The 23307-nt window shown below is 65.0% G+C and carries 29 protein-coding genes; 12 read left to right on the top strand and 17 right to left on the bottom strand.

Features of this window, described 5'->3' with window-relative positions; all coding sequences use genetic code 11:
• Positions 1-26: 26 nt before the first annotated feature.
• Positions 27-164, top strand: coding sequence for a hypothetical protein (locus HWX69_RS09865; protein ID WP_178916950.1), 138 nt, complete (start codon positions 27-29; stop codon positions 162-164).
• A 3-nt stretch (positions 165-167) separates the two neighbouring features.
• On the opposite strand, the gene HWX69_RS09870 is transcribed toward HWX69_RS09865, so the two are convergent.
• Entirely contained in the window at positions 168-1400 is a 1233-nt protein-coding gene (locus HWX69_RS09870; RefSeq protein WP_178916951.1) for a DUF7405 family protein, read from the bottom strand.
• A 124-nt stretch (positions 1401-1524) separates the two neighbouring features.
• Between HWX69_RS09870 and HWX69_RS18265 the strand changes: the two genes are divergently transcribed.
• The 3 genes from HWX69_RS18265 to HWX69_RS09880 are packed head-to-tail and all read left to right on the top strand — an operon-like array spanning position 1525 to position 2145.
• A complete protein-coding gene (locus HWX69_RS18265) occupies positions 1525-1653 on the top strand; it encodes a hypothetical protein (RefSeq protein WP_281361565.1) in 129 nt (42 codons plus the stop codon).
• Between the two features lie 2 nt (positions 1654-1655).
• On the top strand, positions 1656-1934 hold the full coding sequence (locus HWX69_RS09875; protein WP_178916952.1) for a hypothetical protein: 279 nt from the start codon (positions 1656-1658) through the stop codon (positions 1932-1934).
• Positions 1927-2145, top strand: coding sequence for a hypothetical protein (locus HWX69_RS09880; protein ID WP_178916953.1), 219 nt, complete (start codon positions 1927-1929; stop codon positions 2143-2145). Before HWX69_RS09875 ends, HWX69_RS09880 begins: the two co-directional genes overlap by 8 nt.
• Here the strand turns inward: HWX69_RS09880 and HWX69_RS09885 are convergent.
• Positions 2138-2785, bottom strand: coding sequence for a TorD/DmsD family molecular chaperone (locus tag HWX69_RS09885; RefSeq protein ID WP_178916954.1), 648 nt, complete (start codon positions 2783-2785; stop codon positions 2138-2140). The genes HWX69_RS09880 and HWX69_RS09885 overlap by 8 nt on opposite strands.
• Positions 2785-4932 carry a 4Fe-4S dicluster domain-containing protein gene (locus tag HWX69_RS09890; RefSeq protein WP_178916955.1) on the bottom strand — a complete coding sequence of 716 codons (2148 nt, stop codon included), beginning with the start codon at positions 4930-4932 and terminating at the stop codon, positions 2785-2787. The genes HWX69_RS09885 and HWX69_RS09890 overlap by 1 nt, the downstream gene beginning before the upstream one ends.
• 200 nt (positions 4933-5132) lie before the next feature.
• On the opposite strand from HWX69_RS09890, the gene HWX69_RS09895 reads away from it, so the two are divergent.
• The 4 genes from HWX69_RS09895 to HWX69_RS09910 are packed head-to-tail and all read left to right on the top strand — an operon-like array spanning position 5133 to position 10592.
• On the top strand, positions 5133-8528 hold the full coding sequence (locus HWX69_RS09895) for a molybdopterin-dependent oxidoreductase (protein WP_178916956.1): 3396 nt from the start codon (positions 5133-5135) through the stop codon (positions 8526-8528).
• 11 nt (positions 8529-8539) lie between these two features.
• Complete coding sequence (locus tag HWX69_RS09900; RefSeq protein ID WP_178916957.1) at positions 8540-9196, top strand: 4Fe-4S dicluster domain-containing protein; 657 nt, start codon at positions 8540-8542, stop codon at positions 9194-9196.
• Entirely contained in the window at positions 9193-9582 is a 390-nt protein-coding gene (locus tag HWX69_RS09905) for a hypothetical protein (protein ID WP_178916958.1), read from the top strand. Before HWX69_RS09900 ends, HWX69_RS09905 begins: the two co-directional genes overlap by 4 nt.
• On the top strand, positions 9579-10592 hold the full coding sequence (locus HWX69_RS09910) for a cytochrome b/b6 domain-containing protein (RefSeq protein WP_178916959.1): 1014 nt from the start codon (positions 9579-9581) through the stop codon (positions 10590-10592). The genes HWX69_RS09905 and HWX69_RS09910 overlap by 4 nt, the downstream gene beginning before the upstream one ends.
• Positions 10593-10608: 16 nt before the next feature.
• Here HWX69_RS09910 and HWX69_RS09915 read toward each other — a convergent pair whose 3' ends face one another.
• Positions 10609-11010 carry a hypothetical protein gene (locus HWX69_RS09915; RefSeq protein WP_178916960.1) on the bottom strand — a complete coding sequence of 134 codons (402 nt, stop codon included), beginning with the start codon at positions 11008-11010 and terminating at the stop codon, positions 10609-10611.
• A gap of 77 nt (positions 11011-11087) precedes the next feature.
• On the opposite strand from HWX69_RS09915, the gene HWX69_RS09920 reads away from it, so the two are divergent.
• A complete protein-coding gene (locus tag HWX69_RS09920) occupies positions 11088-11270 on the top strand; it encodes a hypothetical protein (RefSeq protein WP_178916961.1) in 183 nt (60 codons plus the stop codon).
• On the opposite strand, the gene HWX69_RS09925 is transcribed toward HWX69_RS09920, so the two are convergent.
• From HWX69_RS09925 to HWX69_RS09980, 12 genes are all read right to left on the bottom strand, one after another.
• Positions 11267-12337, bottom strand: coding sequence for a methionine synthase (locus HWX69_RS09925; protein WP_178916962.1), 1071 nt, complete (start codon positions 12335-12337; stop codon positions 11267-11269). The genes HWX69_RS09920 and HWX69_RS09925 overlap by 4 nt on opposite strands.
• Entirely contained in the window at positions 12334-13311 is a 978-nt protein-coding gene (locus HWX69_RS09930; RefSeq protein ID WP_178916963.1) for a methionine synthase, read from the bottom strand. Before HWX69_RS09930 ends, HWX69_RS09925 begins: the two co-directional genes overlap by 4 nt.
• Before the next feature lie 35 nt (positions 13312-13346).
• A complete protein-coding gene (locus HWX69_RS09935; RefSeq protein ID WP_178916964.1) occupies positions 13347-13928 on the bottom strand; it encodes a HemK2/MTQ2 family protein methyltransferase in 582 nt (193 codons plus the stop codon).
• Positions 13925-15367, bottom strand: coding sequence for a mechanosensitive ion channel domain-containing protein (locus HWX69_RS09940; protein WP_178916965.1), 1443 nt, complete (start codon positions 15365-15367; stop codon positions 13925-13927). Before HWX69_RS09940 ends, HWX69_RS09935 begins: the two co-directional genes overlap by 4 nt.
• Positions 15364-16200 carry a 16S ribosomal RNA methyltransferase A gene (locus HWX69_RS09945; RefSeq protein WP_178916966.1) on the bottom strand — a complete coding sequence of 279 codons (837 nt, stop codon included), beginning with the start codon at positions 16198-16200 and terminating at the stop codon, positions 15364-15366. Before HWX69_RS09945 ends, HWX69_RS09940 begins: the two co-directional genes overlap by 4 nt.
• 58 nt (positions 16201-16258) lie before the next feature.
• A complete protein-coding gene (locus HWX69_RS09950) occupies positions 16259-16837 on the bottom strand; it encodes a DUF655 domain-containing protein (protein WP_156709407.1) in 579 nt (192 codons plus the stop codon).
• Between the two features lie 46 nt (positions 16838-16883).
• Positions 16884-17240: an RNA polymerase Rpb4 family protein gene (locus HWX69_RS09955; protein WP_178916967.1), complete on the bottom strand. Its 357-nt coding sequence runs from the start codon at positions 17238-17240 to the stop codon at positions 16884-16886.
• Positions 17237-17530 (bottom strand): 50S ribosomal protein L21e, encoded by a 294-nt coding sequence (locus HWX69_RS09960; protein ID WP_178916968.1) that lies wholly within the window; start codon positions 17528-17530, stop codon positions 17237-17239. The genes HWX69_RS09955 and HWX69_RS09960 overlap by 4 nt, the downstream gene beginning before the upstream one ends.
• Before the next feature lie 120 nt (positions 17531-17650).
• Positions 17651-17917, bottom strand: coding sequence for an elongation factor 1-beta (locus tag HWX69_RS09965; RefSeq protein WP_156709404.1), 267 nt, complete (start codon positions 17915-17917; stop codon positions 17651-17653).
• A 2-nt stretch (positions 17918-17919) separates the two neighbouring features.
• Entirely contained in the window at positions 17920-18102 is a 183-nt protein-coding gene (locus HWX69_RS09970; RefSeq protein ID WP_156709403.1) for an HVO_2753 family zinc finger protein, read from the bottom strand.
• Between the two features lie 65 nt (positions 18103-18167).
• A complete protein-coding gene (locus tag HWX69_RS09975) occupies positions 18168-18776 on the bottom strand; it encodes a class I SAM-dependent methyltransferase (RefSeq protein ID WP_178916969.1) in 609 nt (202 codons plus the stop codon).
• Position 18777: 1 nt separating this feature from the next.
• On the bottom strand, positions 18778-19791 hold the full coding sequence (locus HWX69_RS09980) for an NADP-dependent oxidoreductase (RefSeq protein WP_178916970.1): 1014 nt from the start codon (positions 19789-19791) through the stop codon (positions 18778-18780).
• Positions 19792-19869: 78 nt separating this feature from the next.
• On the opposite strand from HWX69_RS09980, the gene tmcA reads away from it, so the two are divergent.
• From tmcA to HWX69_RS09995, 3 genes are read left to right on the top strand one after another with little or no spacing between them, the layout of a single operon-like run.
• Complete coding sequence (gene tmcA / locus HWX69_RS09985) at positions 19870-22131, top strand: tRNA(Met) cytidine acetyltransferase TmcA (protein ID WP_178916971.1); 2262 nt, start codon at positions 19870-19872, stop codon at positions 22129-22131.
• A 30-nt stretch (positions 22132-22161) separates the two neighbouring features.
• Positions 22162-22641 carry a DUF456 family protein gene (locus HWX69_RS09990; protein WP_178916972.1) on the top strand — a complete coding sequence of 160 codons (480 nt, stop codon included), beginning with the start codon at positions 22162-22164 and terminating at the stop codon, positions 22639-22641.
• 37 nt (positions 22642-22678) lie between these two features.
• Positions 22679-22840, top strand: coding sequence for a hypothetical protein (locus HWX69_RS09995; RefSeq protein WP_178916973.1), 162 nt, complete (start codon positions 22679-22681; stop codon positions 22838-22840).
• Between the two features lie 11 nt (positions 22841-22851).
• Here HWX69_RS09995 and arsN2 read toward each other — a convergent pair whose 3' ends face one another.
• The gene (gene arsN2 / locus HWX69_RS10000) at positions 22852-23295 is read right to left on the bottom strand and encodes an arsenic resistance N-acetyltransferase ArsN2 (RefSeq protein WP_178916974.1); all 444 of its coding nucleotides are present in this window, start codon (positions 23293-23295) and stop codon (positions 22852-22854) included.
• Positions 23296-23307: the final 12 nt, after the last annotated feature.

Genomic DNA, 23307 nt, shown 5'->3' on the forward strand with positions numbered 1-23307 from the left:
ATACCGTCTCGGGAGTATGTCACGATATGGCACACAAGGACGGCGAATGGCGTCCCAAAGGCGCGACCGAGACGTTCGACGGCTTCGAGGTGTGGGACCACGGGGTCTGGCCGAACGAACTCCCCACCGGCGAAGTCGACGGCGACGTTTCCCTCGAGGAGTAAGAGCTACGGCGAAAACGCCGGAAACGCCCGGTCGGAACGCGGCGGCACGTAGAAGTTCGCCCGCGATTCCACTTCGATGAAGTTCAGCAAGCCGTTGTTCTTCCTGTCGGTCACTTGCTCGTGTTCGTTGCGCAGGAACCACCCGTTCATCGCCTTCCGCGTGGCGACGAAGTCGTCGAGCGACGCCTGAAACGACAGGAAGTGGACGCCGGCGCGGCCGCCGTCCGTCGTGTTGAAGTCCCGACGCAGGATGACCGGTTCGCCGTCTTCACGCGTCCGAGCAACCTTCTCGTGGTGGCCGACGACGCCGAACTCCGCGGCGTGGTCGAAGGCGCTGTCGGCGAACGGGACGGTGTCGGTTAGCGCGTCGACGTCGGACGGGGAGAAGTCGGGTGAGAACATCCGAGCGACGCGCTCTTCGTCGGCCATCGCCCACCAGTCGTCGAGTGACTCCGAGAGATGCGAGAGATGCATCGTCGTGCCGCCGTCGAAGCGGCCGTCGTCGAGGGCTCCGCCGTCGATGGTGATACGGTCTTCGCTCGGTTGTGTGCCCCGGCGCATCGACATGAACCCGGTGAACATGGGTGCGTCTTGGGGAATATCGTTCGGAACGCCTTCGGCGTCGCTGTGTTCGGCTGGAAGGCCCGCCCCGTGGAACCCGGTTCGACGGGCGGCAATCGAGAACACCTCTCCGAGTCGGGCATCGAGGTCCCGGCCTTCGAGGGGGTCGGACTCCGAGAACAGCGCCGTCTCCGTGCGGACCAGGTGTGAGGGCACGTCGGCGGCGAGGACGAGGGCGGCGTCGTAGGAGAGGAGGTCGGGGTCGTCCGTCCGTGACAGCACCTCCGGCTTGCGAATCGGCGAGGCGTCCAACTCGCCGATTCGCTCGAAGTAGTCGGTCCCCCACGCCAGCGCGTGGAGGAGTCCTTCCGGTGACCACTCGTAGGTGGACTCCACCTCGCGCATCGCCGTCTCGACGGTGTCGGCAGCCTCGACGGACGGCTCTACATCCAACTCCAACAGGAGCACGCGGTGATGACGCGGCGGGTGGCGGTTGCCGTGTTCGTCGGTGTGCAACACGGTGTCCCACGCGTGCTGGCGGTCGGGCACCTCGTGGGGGTTCGGCGGGAGCGACACCGGCGAGTTACGGCGCCGCGACAGTACCGCCGAACAGCCCGGAATCGTCGCGGCGCCGACGGCGACCAGCCGTCCGAGGAGACCGCGTCGCGAGGGCATGCCCTGGAGTACGTCTGGACAGTCAAAAGCGTTTTTCGCGGCTCGATGACCTGTTCGACCCACTTCGTGACAGAAACGATTGGGGTTCCACAAGGGTTTAGACTGGTGATTCATAACTATACCCATGGTCAATGGTATCGCACATGTCGGAACGACTCCTCAGGCGTCGCTGACCTCGTTCGTCGTTCTCGGTCTCGGGTTCGTCGCCGTCGCCGTCGTCGCCTACGACGCCTACAGAGAACACTGGTGTTGAAGATGGCCGTCGAAACGGATTCCGACGCGACGGCCGAATTCGGTGTCGAACGGGTTTTGAGCTACGTTCGCGCGACCGTCTACGTAGTCGCGGCACTCATCGGACTGTCGCTTCTGGTCGTCGGTACCGTCGCCATCATCGCCGGGCTGAAGGGAACGTGGCACTGGTCTATCCACCTCGAATCGACCATCAGGTACATGTCGACGCTGGTGAGCTACCTGCTCGCGGCGCTGGTTCCGCTGTTCGGCGTCCTCGTCGTCGGACGGTGGTACGATGGGTGAGATGAGTACCGCGGCGCTGACGACTGCGGTCGGTGCCCTCCTCGCCGTGGTCGCCGGCGTCGGCGTCGTCTCGCTGTTCGCCGAGTGGCGGGGCGTCTGGAGCAGTTACTTTCTGATGGAACGGACGATTGCGGCTGGTGCGCCCCTCGCTGCGGCCCTCGCGGTGCTGGCTCTGCTGTCGGGGTTCGTCGTCGTCTACGGTGCTAGGTAGGAACCTGCTGGGCGACGAGTTCGTCCTCGAAGTCGACGAACCCGACGAGCACTTCCGCGCCGGCGAGAAAGAGGTCCGTCTCGGCGTCGCTCTCGTCCAACTCCGATTCGATGGTTTCGAGGAACGGCTCGTGCCACGTCTGGAGATGTTCGTCGATGAGTACGCGCTCGTAGTCGAAGGCGGCCTCCTCGCCACGCCGCTGACGGTCGACGAGGTTCCGGAGGAACGCGAGTTCGACGGCGACGTGGTCGTTCTCCTCGGGGTAGTCATCCGGTGGTGTCCACCCGGCCGCCGAGTAGGCGGCTTCGACCGTCGCCAGTCCTTCGCCGATGAGTTCGGTATCCTCACGGAAGTACGTCTCGTGGGGCAACACCGGCGGTCGTGGCCCCACGAACAGCCGGGTGTACTCCGTCCGGAGTTCGTCGGCCACCGCCTCGACCGGGCGGGACCGGTTGGCCTCGATGAACGCCTCGAGGCGCTCGAAGCCACGGTCCATCCGCTCGTTGATTTCGTCGTCGGGGACGGCCACATCGCCGGAGAACAGCCGTCCGAGGAACTCCTCGCTCGGGGCGTCGTAGAACACCTCGATGAGGAAATCTATCACTTCCAGTCGGGCCTCGTAGATTCGTGTGTCGTCCATCAGTTCTCACCTCGTTCGAACAGCAGGTGCGTCCGGCAGTCCCCGCAGTACTCGAAGACCGAGTGTGGGGAGTCGGGCGCGATACCTTCGACGGCGTCGCCGACTTCCCCCCGAACCGTCTCGATGGTGCCGGCGGAGGCGAAGGGTTTGCCACAGCGAACACACTCCTGCATCTCGCCGTCGTAGACGCGGGTCCACGCGGTCCCGAGTTCCTCCGGGACGCCGTCGGGGGGTTCCTCGCGGTGTTCCGGCAACAGCGACAGCTCCAACCCGTCCTGCATCGTAATCGCCGTCTCCGGGCAGCCCTCCTCACAGAGTCCGCAGTTGACACAGCGCTCGTGGTTGAAAAGCAGGTCGCCGCCGTCGGTCCGCTGGATGGCGTCGGTCGGACAGAGGTTCGTACACGTCGGCGTCAGGTTGCAGGCGTCCGACACCTCCATCCGACCGAAGTCCTTCAGCCCACGAACGATTTCGCGCTCGGGCTCGACGTGTTCGAGGAGTACGCGAACGGATTCGAGCGTCCACGCGTGGGAGGCGAACGCCGGGCGGTCGATGTCGCCGTCGATGGTACCCGCCGCCTCGTGTTCACCGGTGGGAACCGGCGATTCGTCGAGGCCGTCGACGAACGCTTCCAGTTCCGCACAGAACGTCTCGGGGTCGGCCCCAGGCGCGAGGAACGTCACGCGCTCGCCCAATCCGAGGTCTGAACAGGCGAGATTCAGCCGCTCGACGAGTTCGGCCTTCGGGTCGGGGCCGGAGTGGAGACAGGCCTCTCCACAGCCGACGACCGCGACGCCGTCGGCGCCGGCGGCCAGCGCGTGGAGGGCGTGGGCCTCGCCGACCGTGTCGGTGCAATTGACCTCCACGGGCAGCACCGGGGGGTAGGAAACTTCTTCATCGAGTGCGGCCCGGCGGCCGTACTCCCGCAGGCGGTCGGCGGCCCGCTCCGAGCAGACGAAGGCGACGATGGATCGCTCGATGCCGTCGGTCCCGCGGGAGAACAGCCAGCCACCGTCGTCGTTCTCGGCGGTGAGAAGTGCCTCGACTTCACGGGCGATGCGTTGGTTCGAGGGTTCACGAAGCTTCGTCGCACCCGTGGGACACGCCGACGTGCAGGCGCCACAGTTCTGACAGGCCACCTCGTCGAACTCCACGGAGTCGATGGTCGGTCGCTGGACCGCGTCGTGTGGACAGGCGTCGGTGCAGGCGGTACAGCCCTGTTGGGAGGATTCCCCCGCGGCACACACGTCCATCTCGAGGTCGAGGAAGGCTGGTTTCTCGATGCCGCCGAGGTGGGCTTCGATTGCCGCCGTCGTGGCGGCGTCGACGGGGCCGGTGTAGTAGCCGACGCGACCGCCGCGGGTGTCGGGGTCGGCGTCGGGGTAGACCACCTGGTCGACGACGATTCGACGGGTCGTTCCCTCCATCTCGATGGCGTCGGTGGGACATACGTCGGTCCACTCGCCGTCGGGGGCGTCCGCGGGAATCTGTACGGGTCTGGCCGTGACGCTGTCGGGCCCCTCGCGGACGCACTCCATGCAGTCGATGCAGGCGTCGGTGACTCGCGACTCGAGCGTGAGTTCGAACTCCCCGAACGACCCATCGACGCCGACGACCGTCCCTCGGGCGATGTCGACGTCTTCGAGGTCGACATCGACGTTTGCGAACTCCTTGCCGTCGGCGACGAGGGTTACGTCGGCGGAGTCGGCGAGGGCCGCCGCTGCCTCGACATCGCCGATGACGGCGACCTCGTCGCCGGCCTCTCGGGAGACCGTCCGGGAGACGGCCTCTTCCTGTAGGCCGGCGTGGGTCGCGTTGAGCAGGCGTGCGGTCTTGTCGGTTGCGGCCGCGTCGTCGTGGACCCACGCGTTGCGTTCCCTGTGGTCGACGAACGCCGCCGCCTCCGGGTGTAGCCCCTTCCGGTCGAGTACCTCCCGGAACGTCTTCCGACAGCGGTCGTCGGGGGCCGTCACGATGAGTTGGTCGAGGTCGTACTCGTCGATGACGTGCTCGACGCCGTCGAGGCCACCCTCACAGAGCAACTCCGAGGAGGCGACGACATCGACATCGCGGACGCCCTCGCGGACCTCCTCGAGGTCGACACCACACGTTCCACCACAGCCGCAGACGAACGCCCCTACATTCATCGAGTGTGTTCAATGCTACCACAGATATATGCCTTACGACGGTTCTTTTCAGAAAGGAAATCAAAATAGATTGAATATTCTCGATTATCGACCACTGCTTTAAAAATATGCCCACAGCTAGCCCCGTATTTTAATATAGGATGGTTTCTAACGTGCTAGGGAATCGCAAGCAAAGACGAGGCAGAGAGCCAACTAATGGAATGAGCACAGAACCAGTTTCCCTCGACCTCGACCGGCGGTCGTTCATGAAGGCGAGCGCGCTGGCAGGAGTGGCGGCACTCGGCGGCGGGACGGCCGGGCAGGTACTCGCCCAAAACGACGACGAGGTCGACGGACAGGACACGGAAGGCGAGTTGACAAAGACCATCTGCAACTACTGTTCGGTTGGCTGTGGCTTCCACGGCGAGCGCAAGGGTAACTCCTTCGTCGGCATGGAGCCGTGGGAAGACCACCCGATAAACAACGGCTCGCTCTGCTCGAAAGGGGCGGGCATCTACGAGACCGAACACTCCGAAAAGCGCCTCAAACACCCGATGATTCGGGAGGACGGCGAGTGGCAGAAGCTTTCGTGGGACACCGCCTACGACCGCCTCGCCACCGACATCCGGGCGCTGTGGCCCGACTCGGACGTATCGCCGAGCGATGCGGTCGACGTCGACGAAGAACACAGCCGCGAGAGCGTAATGTTACTCGGGAGTGCCCACCACTCCAACGAGGAATCCTACGCCATCCGAAAGCTCGCGGCGTTCATGGGGACGAACAACGTCGACCACCAGGCGCGTATCTGTCACTCGACGACGGTTGCAGGGCTGGCGAACACCTGGGGCTACGGCGCGATGACGAACACGGTTCCGGACTACCGGAACTTCGATTTGAACATCATCGTCGGGCAGAACCCAGCCGAAGCTCATCCCATCGCGATGCAGCACATCCTCGAGGGGCAGAAACGCGGCGGAGACATACTCGTTCTCGATCCACGGTTCACGAAGACCGCGGCCCACGCCGACGAGTTCGTCCGATTCCGGCCCGGGACCGACGTGGCGCTGATGATGGGCGTCATCAAGGAGCTCCGCGACGAGTACGGGCTGGCGATGGACCCGGATGCCGACGACACGGGTCAGAACATGCTCACGGACCGCGTTCAGGGCTGGGAAGACCTCGAAGTCGAACTCGACCAGTACGACAAGGAGACGGTGTCGGACATCACGTGGGTCTCCGAGGAGGACATCGAGCGCATCGCGGAGATGGTCGATGAGAACCGACCCCACGTCCAAATCGAGTGGGCGATGGGCGGCACCCAGCACAACAACGGCACCCAGAACATCCGCTCGTACGCCGCGTTGAGCCTCGCATCGGGGAGTTCCGCCCGGAGTGGCGGCGGCCTGCAGGTCATGCGCGGCCACGCGAACGTTCAGGGTGCGACCGACCTCGCGGTGGCGAGTCACATCCTGCCGGGGTACTACGGGCTCACCCCCGGCGGCTGGTCGTGGTGGGCCGAAATCTGGGACAAGAACCCCTACACCAGCGGTTCGACTTCGTTCGCGGACATGTACGACCGCTTCGAGTTGATGCCGCCGGACAAGTACGTCCGCCAGCATCCGGTGTACGAGGGCAACGACGAGGCGGACCTCCCGGCGAATCGGGACGACCCCGGACACAGTCCCGAGGAACCCGCCGAGAACTCGATGATGTTCCAGAACGGGCTCACGGTGGCCCGCTGGTTCGAAGGCGCTCTCGACCAGGAGGACCGCTATCAGGAGACGCCGATTTACCAACCCGACCAGGTGAAAATCGCGGTGTTCTGGGGCCACTCCGCGAACTCCATCAGCGAGATGGAGCAGATGAAAGAGGGCATGGAGAACCTCGACCTGCTGGTCGTCATCGACGTGTTCCCGTCGGTCGCGAGCGTCCTTCCGGACTACGAGGACGGCCCGCCGGTGCTGTTGTTGCCGGCGTCGAGTCAGTACGAGCACTACCGCTCGCTGACGAACACGAACCGGTCGGTGCAGTGGTCGGAACCGGTCGCAAAGCCCGCACACAACTCCCGACCCGACCTGCGAATCATGCAGGAGCTGGCCGACGCCCTCGGCTTCGGCGAGCACTTCGACTGGGGGTCCGGGCCCGAGATGCACAACGGGAAGTCGTCCTACGAGAACGTCATCCGGGAGTTCAACCTCGGGACGAACACCATCGGCTACCGCCAGACGCCCGAACGGCTCCAACAGCACTTGGAGTACGACTACGCCTTCTCCAGTGAGGACCTCAAAGGCGCCGAGGGGACGCCCGTCGAGGGCGAATACTGGATGCTCCCGTGGCCCTGCTGGGGCGAGGGGCATCCGGGAACGCCCATCATCTGGAACGACGACATGAACCCCAACAACGGGGGCCAGGACTTCCGGACCCGGTGGGGCATCCAAGCGCCGACGCCGGATGAGTGGGACGCGATGCCGACCGACGCGGACTACCCGCTTCAGGAGACCGTCGACGCCGTCGGCGACAGATACGATAGCCAGGAGGACGCGCTGAGTCTGATTCGGGACCCCTACGTCCCCGATTGGGCCAGCAGCAGGGATTTGGCCGATGACGGCCAGATTCACGGCGTTCCGGAGTATCCGGGCTGGAAGGTAACGCCGCCACAGAGCCTCATCGATCCGACGCAGTCGACACAGTCCGACGAGTTGACCATACCGCAGCAGTACGCGCTGGACAACCAGGAGTCGGTATACACTGCCGCACAGGAGCTCAACGACCCCAACACCGGAAGTCCGGAGTTCGACGAGTACCTCAGAACCAGAATCGGGGAGGGCGTCGACCCCGAGTTCTACGAGGAGTACGACTACAGCCAGCCCGACGCACCGACCGGTCGCGGGCGGGCGCGGGCGGTGGTCTGGAGCTTCCTAGACACGGTTCCGGTCCATCGCGAACCCATCGAGAGTCCGCGGCCGGACCTCGTCGAGGAGTGGCCGGCGAACGGTCAACAGCGGAATTTCTATCGTCTCGACCAGAACAACGCCACCGAGCAACAGCAGGCGATGGACATCATCCACGGTGAAAGCGACGGGCCGGAACTCGACACCATCATGACGACCGGCCGGCAGGTCGAACACCAGGGTGGCGGCTCGGAGACGCGGTCGAACATCCACACGGCCGACCTCCAGCCCCACATGTACGCCGAGATTACGCCCGCGAAAGCCGAGGAACTCGGCGTCGACGGCGGCGACCTCGTCGTCGTCTCCTCGACGGACCGAGGGTCGGTACTCGTGAAGGCGCGCGTGACCGACCGTCCGAACGACGGCGAGGTGTTCCTGCCGTTCCACTGGGGCGGCGTGTTCAAGGGGAAGAGTCAGGAGGACAAATACCCGGAGGGGACCGTCCCCTACGCCATCGGCGACTCCGCGAACGCGATTACGTCACGCGGCTACGACGTCGAGACGCAGATGCAGGAGACGAAGGTGTCGATGGTCGCCGTCCGACCGGCGACACAGGAGTTACTCGAGGAGCTCGGGATGGACACGGACCTCGAGTTCCCGCAGGACCGCGACGGCATCGGTTCACAGAAGAACTTCGACGTCCGTGACAGCGAAACAGTTCAATGAGGTGATAATCCATGTCCCAATCGAACAAAGAGGTAATGGGCGACGGCGTGATGAGCGTCGGGGAGGGAACGCGAATCTTCCCGGACGTCGGCGCCTGCATCGACTGTGGCGGCTGTGTCGTCGCCTGCAAACGTACGTGGGACGTCCCACAGGACGAACAGCGCATCAGTATCTCGACGATGTTGGAGGGCCAAGAAGGGTCCGGGATGTCCGGCGCGGCCGCACTCGCACAGGGGGAATCCCCCGGCGAGACGTCCATCCCGATGCAGTGTTACCACTGCGAGAACGCACCGTGCGTTTCGGTGTGTCCGACAGACTCCCTCATCAAGACGGACGGGGAGTTCGTCGACGTCCGTGAGGACCTCTGTGTCGGCTGTCAGTACTGTCTGTCGGCGTGTCCGTTCGGCGCGCCGCAGTTCCCTGAATCCGACGACGGCGCCGCACAGGTGTTCGGCACCGGTGGCAAGATGGACAAGTGTACGATGTGTGAGGAACGCCAGGACATCGGCAAGGGGCCGGCCTGTGCCGAGGAGTGTTCGACCGACGCCATCCTCGTCGGCCAACCCTCCCAAATCGCGGACGAACTCGATAAACGCGACGAGGGTACGTTCTTCAACGACGTGGCGATGGACATCGTCTTCGGCGAGGACGCCGGTGAGTTCCGATGAGCTACGAGACGCCGGAGGTAGACGGTTACTCCCCGATTTCCGTCCTCATCTCGGCGGTTGTCGGGATTGCTGTCGCGCTCCTGTCGGTGTGGTGGGCCAGCGGTTTCGGGCCGTTCTACGAGACGCTGTTCCGCGTCAACCCCACCGTCGAGGGCGGCGGCGTCGGCAGTGACTGGGTCGCAGGTAACACCATCCCGTCGCTGGACTTCCTCATCGCACTGATTCACGCCGCCGACGTCATCATGGGGGTGTTCATCCTGTTTATGGTGTTCCTCCACTGGGCGAGTTTCCGTCGCCTCGCCGCGCGGATGCGTCACCCCGGTGAGAGCGAGTCGGGCGAAGCCGTGATGGCCGACGGCTCCGGTTCGGGAGGTGAGACGGAATGACCAACCTCGACCACGGGAAGTTCACGCGGGTGACGACGCTGTTCCACTCGCTTTTGGCGCTCGACGTGTTCCTGCTGTTCTTCACCGGCTACGCCATCATGTTCAACTCCGAGTTGTGGTGGATGGTGACGCTGATGGGCGGTGCGACCGGCGTCACCGCACTCCACCGTGCCGCGGGGCTCGGACTCGTCGCGCTCATCGTCTTCTGGATGGTGCTGATGGTCATCAGTCCGACCGGCCGAAGCAACTTCAGTGAAATCGTTCCGCGAAAAGCGGACGTCGACGCGTTCCTGCAGGACGTCCAGTTCATGCTCGGGCGGACGGAGGAACGCCATCCTCACGCCCGGCAGTTCGCCGGCTACGAGGCCGACGAGGTGCCGCTTCTGTCCTACGTCGGCAAGGGGGTCGTCTTCATCTTCGCCGTCGAACTGCTGTTGCTTACCATCTCGGGGCTGCTCATCTGGTCGAAAACCGGACTGATGCAGTACTTCGCGACGCGGACGGCCGCGATGGCGTTCGTCATCTTCCACGGACTGTTGGGCGTCATCATGGTCATGGGGGTGATGTTCCACATCTTCGAACACGGGATGCACCCCGCGTTCTACCCGGTGGAGACGAAGGCGTTCATCCCCCGGAGCATGATTCCGGAGTCCCACGACGAAGACGACGACCACGAGGGAACCGGCATCGAGGCACTGGAACTCGCGCCGAGTTGGCACTCCGTGTCGACGATTTTCGGCTCGCTCGTCGTGGTTGGAATCGTGTCGGTGCTGATGGGGAGCATCGTTCGGGAGGGGTATCCCGTCCCGAGGGAGTTGGTCGTCAGCGGTGACGTGACCAACCTGCTTCTCACCATTGGCATCAACATCGGGATGTTCGTGCTGTTCGTCGGTATCGTCCTCTCGATGTACGGCAACGTCATGCGAGTCCGCTGGGAGAAGGAGATGCAACAGCGACAACGCGAGGGCGAAACGGTCGCTGACGGCGGGGAGCCACAGACCGACGACTGAGGCCTCGATTTTGTAATCAGGCCGTCAGCAGTTCCGCCCCTTCCTTGGATAACTCGAGGGTGACGTCCTGTCGAGTCTGCTCTTGAATCTGGTCGATGTTTCGCGTGAGCACTTCGAGGATGTCCTTCGGCTCCGGATACACCAGCATGTTGCCGTCTTCGTCCTCCATGACCAACTGTGTGTCCGAGAGGGTCACCTGGTCGTTTTCGATGCTGGCGACGATGACCGGAAGCGCCTCGGCGCCCCCGGGGTCGCCCTCTTCGACTTTGGTGATATAGACGGAGTCGAGGCCGATGAGGTCCTTGTACTCGCGGACGCGCTCGGCACAGTCCACCATGTCCCTCGTCACCGCCGTTTTCTGTTGGTTTCCGTGGTCACCCTCGTGGCAGTGCTTGCACACCCGCAACTCGATTCGCATGAGTCACTGTATCGGTTGGATCGGTAAAGACGGTTGTGCCACCAACGTTTTTATGCAGTCGGGAGATATGCTAACGCATGGCAGGAGCACTGAACATCGTCTACGGAGTCATCGTCGCGATGGTCGCAATCGGCGGCTATGCTTACGTGTTGACTCAGTCCGACGACGGTACGGGCAAAGAGACGCGGTGGAGCGACTGGGGTACGATAGCGGCCGTCGCGCTGTTCGTGGTGGCGCTGTTGTGGACGACCGTGTTCTAGTCGCCGACGTAGGCCGCGTCGACTTCGCCCGCGTCGAGTTCGGCCTCGACCTCGCGAGCGGCCTGCACCATGTTCTCCATCTTCTGGTAGGCCACCTCACGCGGTAGGAGTTTGACGCCACAGTCCGGCGAGACGGTCAGGCGCTCCGGCGGAACGATTTCGAAGCCTTTCTTGATGTTATCCTTGATTTCCTCGACGGACTCGATGTCGGTCGTGTGGACGTCGACGACGCCCAACGCGAGGTCTTTGGTGAACTCGTCGGCGGTGAACACGTCTAACTGCTCGTAGTCGCCGTTTGCGAGTTCGAGGTCGTACTCGTGGACGGGCATGTCGAGGATTTCGGGATAGATGCGCGAGTAGTCGCCGTAGCAGACGTGGAGGCCGAGTCGGACATCTTCCGGAATCCCCTCGGCGATGTGTTCGAGACACTCGCCGACGATGGCGTGGTCGTCGGGCGTCGTCGCGAGGGCGGGTTCGTCGATTTGGATGTACCGACAGCCAGCGTCGACGAGCCGCTCGATTTCCTCGTTGACGAGGCCGGCGAGTTCGTAGGCCAACTCCGCCTCGCTATCGTAGTGTTCGTTGAACGACCACGACGCCAGCGTGTAGGGCCCGGTGATGGGTACCTTCACGGGCCGGGTCGTCGCGCCGGCGGTGAACTCGAACTCGTCGACGAGCCACGGTTCGTCGTAGGCCACCTCGTCGGCGACGGAGGGCTTATCGAAGTAGTTGTGTCCCCACACTTTCACAGGGCCGTTGAACTCGTAGCCGTCGATGCGGTCGGCGAAGTACTCGACCATCTCGTTGCGCCGCATCTCGCCGTCACACACCACGTCGAGGCCCGAACGCTCGTGTTCGTGGGTGATGAGGCGGGCGGCGTCGTCGAGGGCCTCCTGGAGGTTCTCCTCGTCGAAATCGCGGTCGTCGTCCTCGTGGAGTTCCTTCGCGCGGTTGAGCCACTTCGGCTTGGGATACGAGCCAACGACGGTCGTCAGCAGGAAGTGTTCGGTCGGGTGGTCCTCGGGGCGGAACTGCTCTCGGGTGTTGGTCTGGTTCGTGAGACTCATAGTGTCACCTCCTCGACGCCGTCGGCCAGCGCATCCAGTTTCGCTTCGAACTTGTTCTGCGGGAGGTAGAACAGTTCTGTGTTGCTCGTCGCGTAGACGGAGTCGAACGTCTGGGCGGGGACGCTGTCGTCGACCCACTCGATGCGCTCGGCGATTTCGTCGGGCGTCTCGACGAGGGTGTTCTGTCCGTCGACGACGCCGAGGGCGATGCTGTCCTTCGTGCCGTACTCCTGGATGTTGTAGACGTTCTGTTCGTGGTCGGCGACGAAGTCGAATCCGATTGCGTCGATTTGGGCGTCCATCAGGTGGGCGTAGGGTTTCTCCGGAATCGCACCCCAGTAGGTGTGGACGACGACTTCGGCGTCGACTGCCGTCGCCACGCGGTCGATGGCCTCGCTTGCGCGTTCGTCCTCGCCATCGTCGGGAGTGTTCTCGACGAGCGACGGTTCGAGAAGGAACAGCGTCTCGGTGTCGAACTCGGCGGCTTCGCCGGCGAGGAACTCTGCGATGGCGTCGAGGAACGCGGCGTCGTCGCCGTAGTGTTCGTCGGTCGCGAGGTCCGCAAGCGAGTAGGGACCGGGGAGAACGGCCTGATTCACGTCCGGTTGGCCGGCCAACTCCTCGGCCACGTCGCCGTCGAAAGTGAGGTCGCCGGTGACGACCGGCTCCCGATAGAAGTTGTTGTTGTCGTAGTAGCGGACGATACCGCGGGTGTCGACGCTGTCGTGGACACACAGCGGGTGGGCGAGCATGTCGTCCCAGCGGAGTTGCCCCTCGACGACGCCGTCTATTCCGGCCTCGAGTTGTCGGTCGATGACTTCCGTCCGTGCGCGTTCGTAGGCCTCGAGGACGTCGTCGCCCTCGTCGCCGGAAATGAGGTCGTCCTTCTGGTGACCCTTCAAATCCGAGAGGTCGTCCTTCGCCCAGTCGGGCAGCGGGAACAGTCCCGGTGTCGTAGCGATTACCTCCGTCATTACCGGCGCTACGTAATGACGGCGTTTAATATTTCCTACTCACGTATGTCTAAGAGTAATTCCAACACGACCAACCGCTCGAAGGGGAACGCCTCCTCGGCGACCTCTCGACTCGTCAATCCGGCGTCTGCAGCGAGGTCGGTCACGGCCTCGACGTCGGTCAGCGAGGAGACCAACAGCAGGACCCTGCCTCCGGGGGCGAGAACGCGGGCCACGTCCGCGATGAACGGCCGAATCACGCGTCGGCCGTCTTCGCCGCCCGACAGCGCGTGTTCAAGCGGGTCGTCCCACTCCCGTTCGGGCGGCGTCGGGAGATACGGCGGGTTGAACAGCACCCAATCGAAGGCGTCGGTGCCGAAGGGGTCGGTCAGGTTCCCGCGGACGGCCGGCACGCCGCGCTCGCGGGTCTGCCGGCAGGCCTCCGGGTTGATGTCGCTGCCGACGACCCGAGCGCCCGTCTCCTCGCCGACGTACTCGGCGACGTGGCCCGACCCGGTTCCGACTTCGAGGACGAAATCTTCACCGTCCACCGTCTCAGCGGCCGTTTCGGCCAGCAGTCGTGAGTCCTCGGCGGCCTCGTACACCGTCGGCATCTCCCGACGGTCCGAAAGCGTCATTCGTCGTCCCTCTCCTCGTCCTCGTTCTCGGGGCCGTCACGTACCGGGTCGGGGTCGCGCTCGAAGCCGTCGACGGCCATCGGGTCGTCGGGATCGTGGCTGTGTTCCTCGCTGACGGGTTCGCTCACGTCGGTCGGTTCCTCGCTCGCCGTCTCTTCGTCCCCGCTCTCGGTTTCGTCCTCGTCGACGGGGTCTCCGGAGGGGTCCCGCCCGTAGTCCTCCTTGAACGGTTCGGACACGTCGGTCGCGGAACGCCCCTGAGATCGACCGTCTCGGTCGTCCGAACCCCGGTTCGCGACGGTCCGTTTGTCGGCGGAGAGCCGTTCCCGCTCGGCTTCGGCGACCTGTAAGCCGCCGGTCTCTTCGCGTCCCATCAACTCCCGCTGTGGGAACGGTATCTTGATGCCCTCGGATTCGAAGGCCTCCTTCACCGCCTCGATGACCTCGTTTTGGGCGCGCCACTTGTGCTGGATGGTCGGCTTGTCTATCCAGTAGCGGAGTCGAAGGGCGACGGCGGAATCGTCGAAGGCCGTCCGGACGACGTCCGGTGACGGGGAGTCTGACACCGACTCACAGCGCTCCATCGCCTCCCTGGCGACGCTCGCCGCCGTCGCCACGTCCACGTCGTAGTCGATGCCAACGTCGGTCGTGATGCGAAGCCGGTCAGTCTTCGAGTAGTTGATCACCTCGCTGCCGGTCACCTGGTCGTTGGGGACGAGAACGTGCTCCTCGTCGAACGTCCGAATCTGAGTGTTGTACAGCGTGATGTCAGTGACGATGCCTTGCCGGTCGTTGACGGAAATCCAGTCGCCGACCTCGAAGGGTCGGGCGAAGAGGATGACGAAGCCCGACAGCGCCCCCGACAGGGTCTGTCTCGCGGCGAACCCGAGGACGATACCGAGCGCACCGGCACCGAGAAAGAGGCTCTGGACCGGGACCCCCCACAGTGCGATGGTGAACAGTATCGCCGGGATGAAGACGGTCAACTGGACGATGTGGTGGGCGACCTCCCGCTGGTGGGCCGTGATGACGTTCCGGCCCGCGCCGAACTTGATGGAGCGTTTCGTCAGGCGCGTGACGGTGAACGCGCCCGCGAAGACGATGAACGTCAACAGGAGTTTCACTCCTGCTTCGGGACCGATTGCGAGAAACGACAGCGACTGGACGACCGTCCCGGTGAGCCCCCAGACGACGACGAGAAACCCACTGAGGACGATACTGCCGACCGTCACGAACACGCCCTGTATGGCCTGCACCGCGTCGCTCCGAACCCGCCGTTTCAGAATCTTCCCGCTGAAGTACGCTATCGCCATCAGGAGACCGAACACTCCGAGTGCGAGCGCCGTCAGGTAGTACCGTTCGGTCGTCGAGAACGTTCGGTAGAACTCGAACTGGAGGTCGGCCCACCACGGAAGGCTCTGGAGGACGACCGATTTCATCCGCCGTCACCTCCGCCGGTCTCGTCTGCGATTCGGGCCAGTCGGGCGAACGCCTCCGGCGGCACGTTCCCGGCTCGCTTGCTCATCAGTTCCTCACCGGCCGCCTCGACGACGGCGTCGGCGTCGTCGATGCCCGAGATGTGTGTCGTGTTCCGAACCGCGTTCCGCATCGTCTTCCGGCGTTGAGTGAAAATCGCCCGAACCAGCGACATGAACGCCTCGTCGTCGGGCACTTCGTAGTCGGGGTCCCGTGGCGTCGTTCGGACGACCGCGCTCTCGACGGCCGGTGCCGGCGAGAACGCCTCCTTCGGAACCGGTTCGACGACCTCGATGTCGGCGTAGTGGCCCGCAGTCACCGATAGCCGGCCGTAGGCGTCGGTCCCCGGTTCCGCGGCCATCCGCTCGGCGAACTCCTTCTGGAACATCAACACCGTCGGCCGCTTCTCCGGGAGGAGTCGGAACGTGATTTCCGAGGAGACGCCGTACGGGAGATTCGACACCGAGGCGGTGAAGTCGGGTAACTCGACCTCTAAGGCGTCGCCTTCGACGACGGTGAGGTCGCCGTCGGCGATTTCGGTCTCGAACTCCTCGTGCAGAAACGACGCCAGTTCCGGGTCGCGCTCGATGACCGTCACGTGGTCTGCGACGGCGAGGAGCCGGTCGGTGAGCGCGCCCGTCCCGCCGCCGACCTCCAGGATGTGGGTCGTGTCGGCGTCCTCGGGGAGGTAGCCTGGGAGTCTGTCGAGGACGCGGTCGTCGACGAGAAAGTGCTGGTCGCGGTCGGGGTCGCCGCGGACGCCAGCACGAGCGATAAGCGCGTCGGGGTCCCGCATGTTGTCCCGCCGTATGCCCGCGCCCCGTATATCGTTCACTCTTTGGTGTCGCGAGCGGTTACTCCTCGTCGCTCTCTCGGCGGGCGAAGATACGGTACTTGAGGTCCTCTTCGCCGAGTTCCTCCTCGATTCGCTCCAGGAGGACGCCCCGGGGGTCGTGGAGTCCCGAGACGCGCTGTTCGATGTCCTCGAAGCTCTCGAAGGGCTTGCGCTTGCGCGCATCGAGGATGTTGTTGCGGAGTTTCTTCCCGATGCCGGGCAGCAGATTGAGTACGTGCAGCCGAGTCGTAATCGGTTGGGCGTCGTTGTAGAAGTCGACGAAGCGCTTCTCGTTCGCGTCGATGATTTCGTTGAGCGCGTACTCCAGTTCGGACTCGGCCGTACTGGAGAGGTCACCGTACGCTATCGCTCGACAGTCCTTGACGTTCTCGCCGGGGGGGTCGATTTCGACCCGGTCGCCGATGTTGACGCCCGCGTCGTCGGTGAGGGCGAGTTCGACGAGTCGGAAATCCGACTCGCCGAGGGCGTAGGCGACCGGCGATTTCTGATACTGTGGCCGGTCGTCGTCGGGGCGGCCCCTGGGTAGGAAATCCAAGACGACTGCGGTAGTAGGGTCTCCGGCGTCGCTGTCGCTCATACCTACGGTACGGGGAGGCGATATTTAAAACAGGTGCCGGTCCGTATCAGGCGTACTTGACGACGATGTCGAGCACGTCGTCGAGTTCGTCACCGGACATCGTGTACCGCCCCTGTGAGAACACCGAGCGGAGTTCGTTGCGGTCCTGCGGAAGGAGGTCGGCGATTTTGTACGCCGTCGCCTCGTCGACCTTCTCCAGTTCGGTCAGCTCCGCGACGAGTTCGCGGGACTCCTCGGCGTCGAGAACCGAAAAGCGGTTGACGTGCTCGATGGCGCGCGCCAACTCGTAGCGCATCTCGCGGTCCTCGTCGAGTGCGCGCTCGGCTTCGATGTCGGCGAGCAGTTCCTTCGCCTCGGAAACGGTGAGGAACTCCTCGTCGACGACCTCCTTGAATATCGTCATTCCTGCTGGCGTTGGAGGTGGGCCGGCGCGACGATGAGCGTCTTCGTGACGCCGCCGTCCTTGATTTCGACCTTGAACGCGCGGCCCTGCTTGCCGGCGACCGTTCCGGTTCGGCCGTTGAATCGGGGGTGGAACTGGCCTTTCGGCACCGAGGGGTCGACCTTGAGGTGGACCTTCTCGCCGTTTTCGTACTCTTCGACCGAGCGCTGCGGCGGGGATGCCCCGCGCTCTCGGGGTTTGTTCTTCAGCTTGTTTCGGGTCGCCTTCCGCGGACCGTTGGAACTCGGCATTGTTGATGAGTCCTAATCAACTCCGACACATAAAACGTGCGTTCCGGCGGCGCCCCGTCGGTCGCCCGACGGTTGGCGATTCGTCTCGGTGGCGCGTCGAAATCGGAGAGAAACGACCGACTATATTCGTCCGACTTCGTCGACGTCGACGCTCTCGACGCCCTCGACGCCGCCGAAGGCCTCCTCGACGGCGTCGGTGCCGCCGGCCTCGTCGGGGATGAGTACCGTCGGGAACAGCGCGATGAGTCCGAACGCCACGTCCTCGCGGTCGACGCGGCTGATTTTCGCGCCCTCGGGCAGGGAGTTCTCGAGGCGGTCCTGCAGTTCGTCGAGGTCCACCTCGGGGCTCTGCGGCATGACCTTCATCTTGGCTGCGACTTTCCCCATCGTTACGGCCCCATGAACCCACAATCCGGGCATTCGTAGAGGTTGCTCTGCTTGCGACACTTCGAGCAGCGGTAAATCTGGTGCCCACAGTCGGGGCAGTCGAACTTCGCCGCGCTCGTCCCGGAGATGTTTATCCCACAGGAGATGCACTTCCGTTCCCTCCGTTGGGTACTCTCGCTACTCATATCAACTGGTCCGGCGCGGCGACATTTAACCCTTATCAAGCGCGTTCGGTCCCGCCGAGCGGTCGTCAGCCACCCCGCTCGACGGCGGGGTAGGACTGTCGCCCTCCGGTCGTGTTCCGCGCGACGATACGCGCCGTCGCGCTGTGTTTTCCCTCGTGAGGCGTCGTCGTCTCGTCGTAGTACAACACCGTCATGTCGAGACAGGCGTGAAGGAGTTCGTTCGAGGCGAATCGGAAGCGGTCCGTACTCGGCCCCGAGAGCGGGCCGTCAGTCGACCGGAGGTGGTGTTCGACGAACAGGACGCCACCGTCGACCAGCGCCGCCTTGATGTCGGGAAATCGGTCGACAGCGCGATAGTAGCTGATAGTGATGGCGGCGTATCGGTCCTCGGGGAACTCGTAGGTGTTCGCGTCGGCCTGAATCGGCTCGATTCGCTCTTCGACGCCGACTTCGGCGGCGTTTTCGCGGGTGATTTTCAGGCCCTCTCGGGACTGGTCGAGGGCGTCGACCTCGTATCCTGATTCCGCGAGGAACACCGCGTTGCGACCCGTTCCGGTCGCCACGTCGAGGGCGTGACCGTCGGGAAACGATTCGACGTAATCACGCAACACCGGCGATGGCTCTGGGTTCTGGGGATACTCGCCGGCGGCGAACCGTTCGTCCCACGTGGGCATCTCAGGGCTCCCGTTCGCCCACCTGCACGAGCTGTTTCCCGATTTTCGTCCCCTCGAACAGCCCGAGGAAGGCGTCGGGTGCGTTCTCCAGTCCCTCGACCTCGTTCTCGCGGTACTCGATGTCGCCCGAGGCAACCCACCCCGAGAGTCGTTTGAGCGCCTCCCCCCAGCGGTCCTCGTAGTCGCGGACGAGCAACCCTTCGACACGGGCGCGTGACTCGATGAGTTTTCCGAGTTTGCGCGGCCCCGTCGGCACCTCGGTGGCGTTGTACAGCGCTATCTGTCCGCAGATGGCCACCCGCGCTCGGACGTTCAATAGCGGCCAGACGGCATCGGTGACGGGGCCACCGACGTTGTCGAAGTACACGTCGATGCCGTCGGGACAAGCTTTCCGAAGCGCTGCGCTCACGTCCTCTTCTTTGTAGTTGATGCCCTCGTCGAAGCCGACGGATTCGAGCCACTCGAGTTTCTCCTCGGCGCCCGCGATGCCGACCACGTGACAGCCGGTGAGGTCGGCGATTTGGCCGACGACGCTGCCGACGGCACCGGCGGCGGCGCTGACGACGACAGTGTCGCCGGGCGTCGGTTCGGCCACGTCCGTCGTCCCGAAGTAGGCGGTGACGCCGGGCATTCCCAACACGCCGAGCGCCGTCGAGATGGGGCCGTGTTCGGGATTGACCCCTCGGAGGTCACGACCGTCGGCAATCGCGTAGTCGGCCCACTGGAGGTCGCCGGTAACCACGTCGCCGGCCTCGAAATCCGGGTGTTCGGAGGCTTCGACTTCGCCGACGACGCCCGCCTGCATCGGGTCGCCAACGTCCCACGGTTCGGCGTAGGATTCGGCGTCACGCATCCGCCCTCGCATGTAGGGGTCGACGGACATGTACAGCGTCCGGACGAGGACTTCGCCCCGCTCCGGGTCGGGGAGTTCCGTTTCGATTAGCTCGAAGTTCTCCATCGTCGGCTCACCGACGGGTCGGCTGTCGAGTATCCACTGCCTGGTTGGAGTTGCCATGCTCGGAGGTCAGCCCCACCGGTGAAAGGGTTTCGCCCAACCGGTGGAACCTTCCGGTACCGTCCCCTTCCGCCGGGCATGGACGCGGTTCGAGAGACGGTCCTCGCCCTGCGCTCGGAGGCCGAAGCGACCAACGAGCGACGGCTCCTCGTCTGTGCCGGAAGCCGCGAGGCCGGCTACGCCGCCGCTCGGACCGCCTGCGAGGCAGCCGGCCTCGATGCCATCGCGCTGTCGGAACGCGACATCGTCGGTCGCCGACTCGCCCCAGCCCGCGCCGACGAACTCCTCGGGGAGACCCACGACTGCGTCGTCGTCGACTGCCACGACGCCTGCCGGCCGAACGCCCTCGGCCGCGCCGCCGGCGCCGTCGACGGCGGCGGACTGCTCGTCCTCGTGGTGCCGCCGCTCGACCGCTGGCCCGACGAACGCGACGGTTTCGACGAAACCCTCGCGGTCCCTCCGTTCGGCCTCGACGACGTGGCCGGAACGTTCCGCCGCCGACTCGTCCGGACGCTCCGAGAACACCGCGGCATCGCTATCGTCGACGTCGATTCCGAGACGGTCGAAGCCGACGGCTGCACCGACCCCTCGCCGAAGTTTGCCGAGGTCCCGTTTTCGCCACCTGATGACGCCGCCTTCCCGAAGTCCGTTTACGAGGCCTGTCTCACCGCCGACCAGCGCGACGCCGTCCTCGCCTGTGAGGCGCTCTCCGATTCAGGCGCCGCGGTCGTCCTGGAAGCCGACCGCGGTCGCGGGAAATCCAGTGCCGCTGGACTGGCGGCCGCCGCCCTCGCTGCCGACGGCCGAGACGTGCTCGTGACGGCGCCGAACTACCGCAACGCCGCCGAACTGTTCGATCGCGCCGCCGAGACGCTGGGAGAAATCGACGCCCTCGTCTCCGACGGCCGAGGCACCGACGCCGCTCACGAACTCCGAGCAGAGGGCGGCGGCGGGGTTCGGTTCGCCCCTCCTACCGACGCGAAAACGGAGACCGCCGACGTACTCGTCGTCGACGAGGCCGCTGCGCTCCCGGTTCGCGTGCTCGAATCCCTGCTTTCGGTCGCTCCGAGCGTCTGCTTTGCCACGACCGTTCACGGCTACGAGGGCGCAGGTCGGGGCTTCGACGTTCGGTTTCGTGACATCCTCGACGACGAGCGGGTGGTCGACACCGTGACGCTCGGCGACCCGATTCGCTACGCCGCGGCCGACCCAATCGAGGTGTGGTTGTTCCGGGCGCTGCTGCTCGACGCTCGCCCCGCCGTCGAACCGCTCGTCGCCGATGCGACGCCCGATGACGCGACCTACGAACGCCTCGGCCCCGTGGCATTGGCCGACGACGAGAACCGCCTCCGGGAGACGTTCGGCCTCCTCGTCAACGCCCACTACCGCACCGAACCCGACGACCTCGCTCGCCTGCTCGACGCGCCGAACATCGCGTTGCGAGCACTGACCGTCGACGGCCACGTCGTCGCGGTCGCACTGCTCGCCCGCGAGGGGGGACTCTCCGAGTCGAGGCGACGCGAGATGTACGAGGGCGCCCGGGTACGGGGGAACATGCTCCCCGACGTGCTGACGAGTCAACTACGGGACCCCGAGGCCGCCCGCCCGGTCGGCCTGCGCGTGATGCGCATCGCGACACATCACGCCGTCCGCTCCCGTGGGCTCGGCTCACGGCTGCTGTCGGCGGTCGAAAGCGAGTTCGACGCCGACGGGGAGCGCCCGGCCAGCGGCCGATTCGACGCCCTCGACTACCTCGGTGTCGGCTACGGCGCGACGCCGGAGTTGCTGTCGTTCTGGGACGACAACGGCTACACGACGGTCCATCTCTCGACGACCCGCAACGACACGAGCGGCGAGTACTCGGCGCTGATGGTTCGCCCGCTGTCGGATGCGGGAATGGACCTCGCAGAACGACACGCAGCGTGGTTCCGGCGGCGAATCCCCGACGTTCTCGCGGACGCACTCGACGACACCGACCCGGATGTCGTCCGCGGCGCCCTCGCCGCGGCGTCCGGCCCCGTCCCGCTGGAGTTGACCGACACCGAGTGGTGCGTCCTCGCAAGCGCCGCCTACGGGCCGGGACTGTACGACGTGGCACCCGGCCCCTTCCGACAGGTGGCGCTCCGGGCGCTCGTCGACGGGGCGCTCGAGGACCGCGACGCCGAGCGACTCCTCGTCGTGAAGGCCCTGCAGGCGACGCCGTGGGACGAGACGGCCGAAAGACTCGGCTACGTCTCTCGCCGGGAGTGTATGCGGACGCTGGGTGACACGTACCAGCCGCTCGTCGACCGCTACGGGTCTGTAGCGGCCCACGAGGAGGCCGACCGCTACCGGGAGTGATTTTTCACGCCGGGCACCGAAGGTCGGGACGTGCTCCCCGTCGACCCGTTGTACGTCGCCATCGTGCTGCTCGTCGCGGCCGTCGTCGCCAGTTTCGTGCCGTTCGTTCCCGGCGGCGCGCTCTCGGTGGCGGGCGTCGGCTACTACTGGTACGCCACCGGCGAACCGAACCTGTTCGTCGTCGCACTCCTCGTCTCGGTCGGCCTGCTGACGCTCGCCGTCGACTGGCTGGCCGGGGCGCTGTCGGCCCGATACGGCGGCGCCTCACTGCGGACGACGGCCATCGCTGCCGTCGCCGGGTTCCTGTTGCTGTTCGTCCTCGGCCCGCTCGGCGTCGTCGTGGGCGTCGGCGGCACCGTTTTCGTAGCCGAGTACTACCGCCACGGCGATGTCGAGCGTGGACTTCGGACGGCGGCGTACGCCACGGTCGGGATGCTCGCCTCGTCGGTGATGCAGGCGCTGTTGTCCGGAGTCGTCCTCGTCGGATTTCTCATCGCCGTGTTCGTCTGACCACAACGGCTGTTAGCCGGGAGGTCCTACGGTGGACATGGAGTGTACGGAACCGGACTGTGAGGAGACGGCGGCCGTCGAGCTCCACATCCCGTGGACCGAAAACAGGGTGGTGTGTCCGGGACACGCCCGCGTCCTCGCTCGGCAGGACGGCGTCGTCGCAGACCCGCTGCCGGACGCTGGCGACGAGTGGCCCTGAACGAGCGGTCGCTACAGCTCTTTTCGCATACAGATAGCCGTCGACGGACAGAACTCTTCAAACTCGCGTGTCTCCCGGACGGCATCGGGGGCTTCTTTCCGGTCGATTTTCGTGTAGCCTCCCTCGGCGAAGAAATCGGCGGCGGTCGTCGTGAGCAGGTACAGCGTGTCGACACCGTCGGCGCGGGCCTTCGCCCCCAGCGCCGCCCGAAGCGCCTCGCCGTAGCCTCGTCCCCGGACGGCCGCTTCGACGACGACTGACCGAAGGAGGGCGTCGTCGCCGGCGGGTTCGAGGCCACCGATTCCGACTCGGTCGTCGCCGTCGAAAGCGACGTAGAACCTCTCCGGGTTCGACCGAACGTCCTCGGCCGGCAGGTCCGCCGCTGTCAGCAGGGTTTCGACGTACTCGAGTGCCTCGGCGTCGGCGCCTCGAAGTCGCAGGCCGCTCTCGTCCATACGAGGTTACTC

Origin of the sequence: Natronomonas gomsonensis (genome assembly GCF_013391635.1) — an archaeon.
GTDB lineage: Archaea > Halobacteriota > Halobacteria > Halobacteriales > Haloarculaceae > Natronomonas > Natronomonas gomsonensis_A.

What these genes read in the sequence shown, in the direction of transcription:
- HWX69_RS09865 (WP_178916950.1), top strand. Translation starts at nt 27, where the DNA reads ATGGCACACAAGGACGGCGAATGGCGTCCCAAAGGCGCGACCGAGACG.
- HWX69_RS09870 (WP_178916951.1), bottom strand. Translation starts at nt 1,400, where the DNA reads ATGCCCTCGCGACGCGGTCTCCTCGGACGGCTGGTCGCCGTCGGCGCC.
- HWX69_RS18265 (WP_281361565.1), top strand. Translation starts at nt 1,525, where the DNA reads ATGGTCAATGGTATCGCACATGTCGGAACGACTCCTCAGGCGTCGCTG.
- HWX69_RS09875 (WP_178916952.1), top strand. Translation starts at nt 1,656, where the DNA reads ATGGCCGTCGAAACGGATTCCGACGCGACGGCCGAATTCGGTGTCGAA.
- HWX69_RS09880 (WP_178916953.1), top strand. Translation starts at nt 1,927, where the DNA reads ATGGGTGAGATGAGTACCGCGGCGCTGACGACTGCGGTCGGTGCCCTC.
- HWX69_RS09885 (WP_178916954.1), bottom strand. Translation starts at nt 2,785, where the DNA reads ATGGACGACACACGAATCTACGAGGCCCGACTGGAAGTGATAGATTTC.
- HWX69_RS09890 (WP_178916955.1), bottom strand. Translation starts at nt 4,932, where the DNA reads ATGAATGTAGGGGCGTTCGTCTGCGGCTGTGGTGGAACGTGTGGTGTC.
- HWX69_RS09895 (WP_178916956.1), top strand. Translation starts at nt 5,133, where the DNA reads ATGAGCACAGAACCAGTTTCCCTCGACCTCGACCGGCGGTCGTTCATG.
- HWX69_RS09900 (WP_178916957.1), top strand. Translation starts at nt 8,540, where the DNA reads ATGTCCCAATCGAACAAAGAGGTAATGGGCGACGGCGTGATGAGCGTC.
- HWX69_RS09905 (WP_178916958.1), top strand. Translation starts at nt 9,193, where the DNA reads ATGAGCTACGAGACGCCGGAGGTAGACGGTTACTCCCCGATTTCCGTC.
- HWX69_RS09910 (WP_178916959.1), top strand. Translation starts at nt 9,579, where the DNA reads ATGACCAACCTCGACCACGGGAAGTTCACGCGGGTGACGACGCTGTTC.
- HWX69_RS09915 (WP_178916960.1), bottom strand. Translation starts at nt 11,010, where the DNA reads ATGCGAATCGAGTTGCGGGTGTGCAAGCACTGCCACGAGGGTGACCAC.
- HWX69_RS09920 (WP_178916961.1), top strand. Translation starts at nt 11,088, where the DNA reads ATGGCAGGAGCACTGAACATCGTCTACGGAGTCATCGTCGCGATGGTC.
- HWX69_RS09925 (WP_178916962.1), bottom strand. Translation starts at nt 12,337, where the DNA reads ATGAGTCTCACGAACCAGACCAACACCCGAGAGCAGTTCCGCCCCGAG.
- HWX69_RS09930 (WP_178916963.1), bottom strand. Translation starts at nt 13,311, where the DNA reads ATGACGGAGGTAATCGCTACGACACCGGGACTGTTCCCGCTGCCCGAC.
- HWX69_RS09935 (WP_178916964.1), bottom strand. Translation starts at nt 13,928, where the DNA reads ATGACGCTTTCGGACCGTCGGGAGATGCCGACGGTGTACGAGGCCGCC.
- HWX69_RS09940 (WP_178916965.1), bottom strand. Translation starts at nt 15,367, where the DNA reads ATGAAATCGGTCGTCCTCCAGAGCCTTCCGTGGTGGGCCGACCTCCAG.
- HWX69_RS09945 (WP_178916966.1), bottom strand. Translation starts at nt 16,200, where the DNA reads ATGCGGGACCCCGACGCGCTTATCGCTCGTGCTGGCGTCCGCGGCGAC.
- HWX69_RS09950 (WP_156709407.1), bottom strand. Translation starts at nt 16,837, where the DNA reads ATGAGCGACAGCGACGCCGGAGACCCTACTACCGCAGTCGTCTTGGAT.
- HWX69_RS09955 (WP_178916967.1), bottom strand. Translation starts at nt 17,240, where the DNA reads ATGACGATATTCAAGGAGGTCGTCGACGAGGAGTTCCTCACCGTTTCC.
- HWX69_RS09960 (WP_178916968.1), bottom strand. Translation starts at nt 17,530, where the DNA reads ATGCCGAGTTCCAACGGTCCGCGGAAGGCGACCCGAAACAAGCTGAAG.
- HWX69_RS09965 (WP_156709404.1), bottom strand. Translation starts at nt 17,917, where the DNA reads ATGGGGAAAGTCGCAGCCAAGATGAAGGTCATGCCGCAGAGCCCCGAG.
- HWX69_RS09970 (WP_156709403.1), bottom strand. Translation starts at nt 18,102, where the DNA reads ATGAGTAGCGAGAGTACCCAACGGAGGGAACGGAAGTGCATCTCCTGT.
- HWX69_RS09975 (WP_178916969.1), bottom strand. Translation starts at nt 18,776, where the DNA reads ATGCCCACGTGGGACGAACGGTTCGCCGCCGGCGAGTATCCCCAGAAC.
- HWX69_RS09980 (WP_178916970.1), bottom strand. Translation starts at nt 19,791, where the DNA reads ATGGCAACTCCAACCAGGCAGTGGATACTCGACAGCCGACCCGTCGGT.
- tmcA (WP_178916971.1), top strand. Translation starts at nt 19,870, where the DNA reads ATGGACGCGGTTCGAGAGACGGTCCTCGCCCTGCGCTCGGAGGCCGAA.
- HWX69_RS09995 (WP_178916973.1), top strand. Translation starts at nt 22,679, where the DNA reads ATGGAGTGTACGGAACCGGACTGTGAGGAGACGGCGGCCGTCGAGCTC.
- arsN2 (WP_178916974.1), bottom strand. Translation starts at nt 23,295, where the DNA reads ATGGACGAGAGCGGCCTGCGACTTCGAGGCGCCGACGCCGAGGCACTC.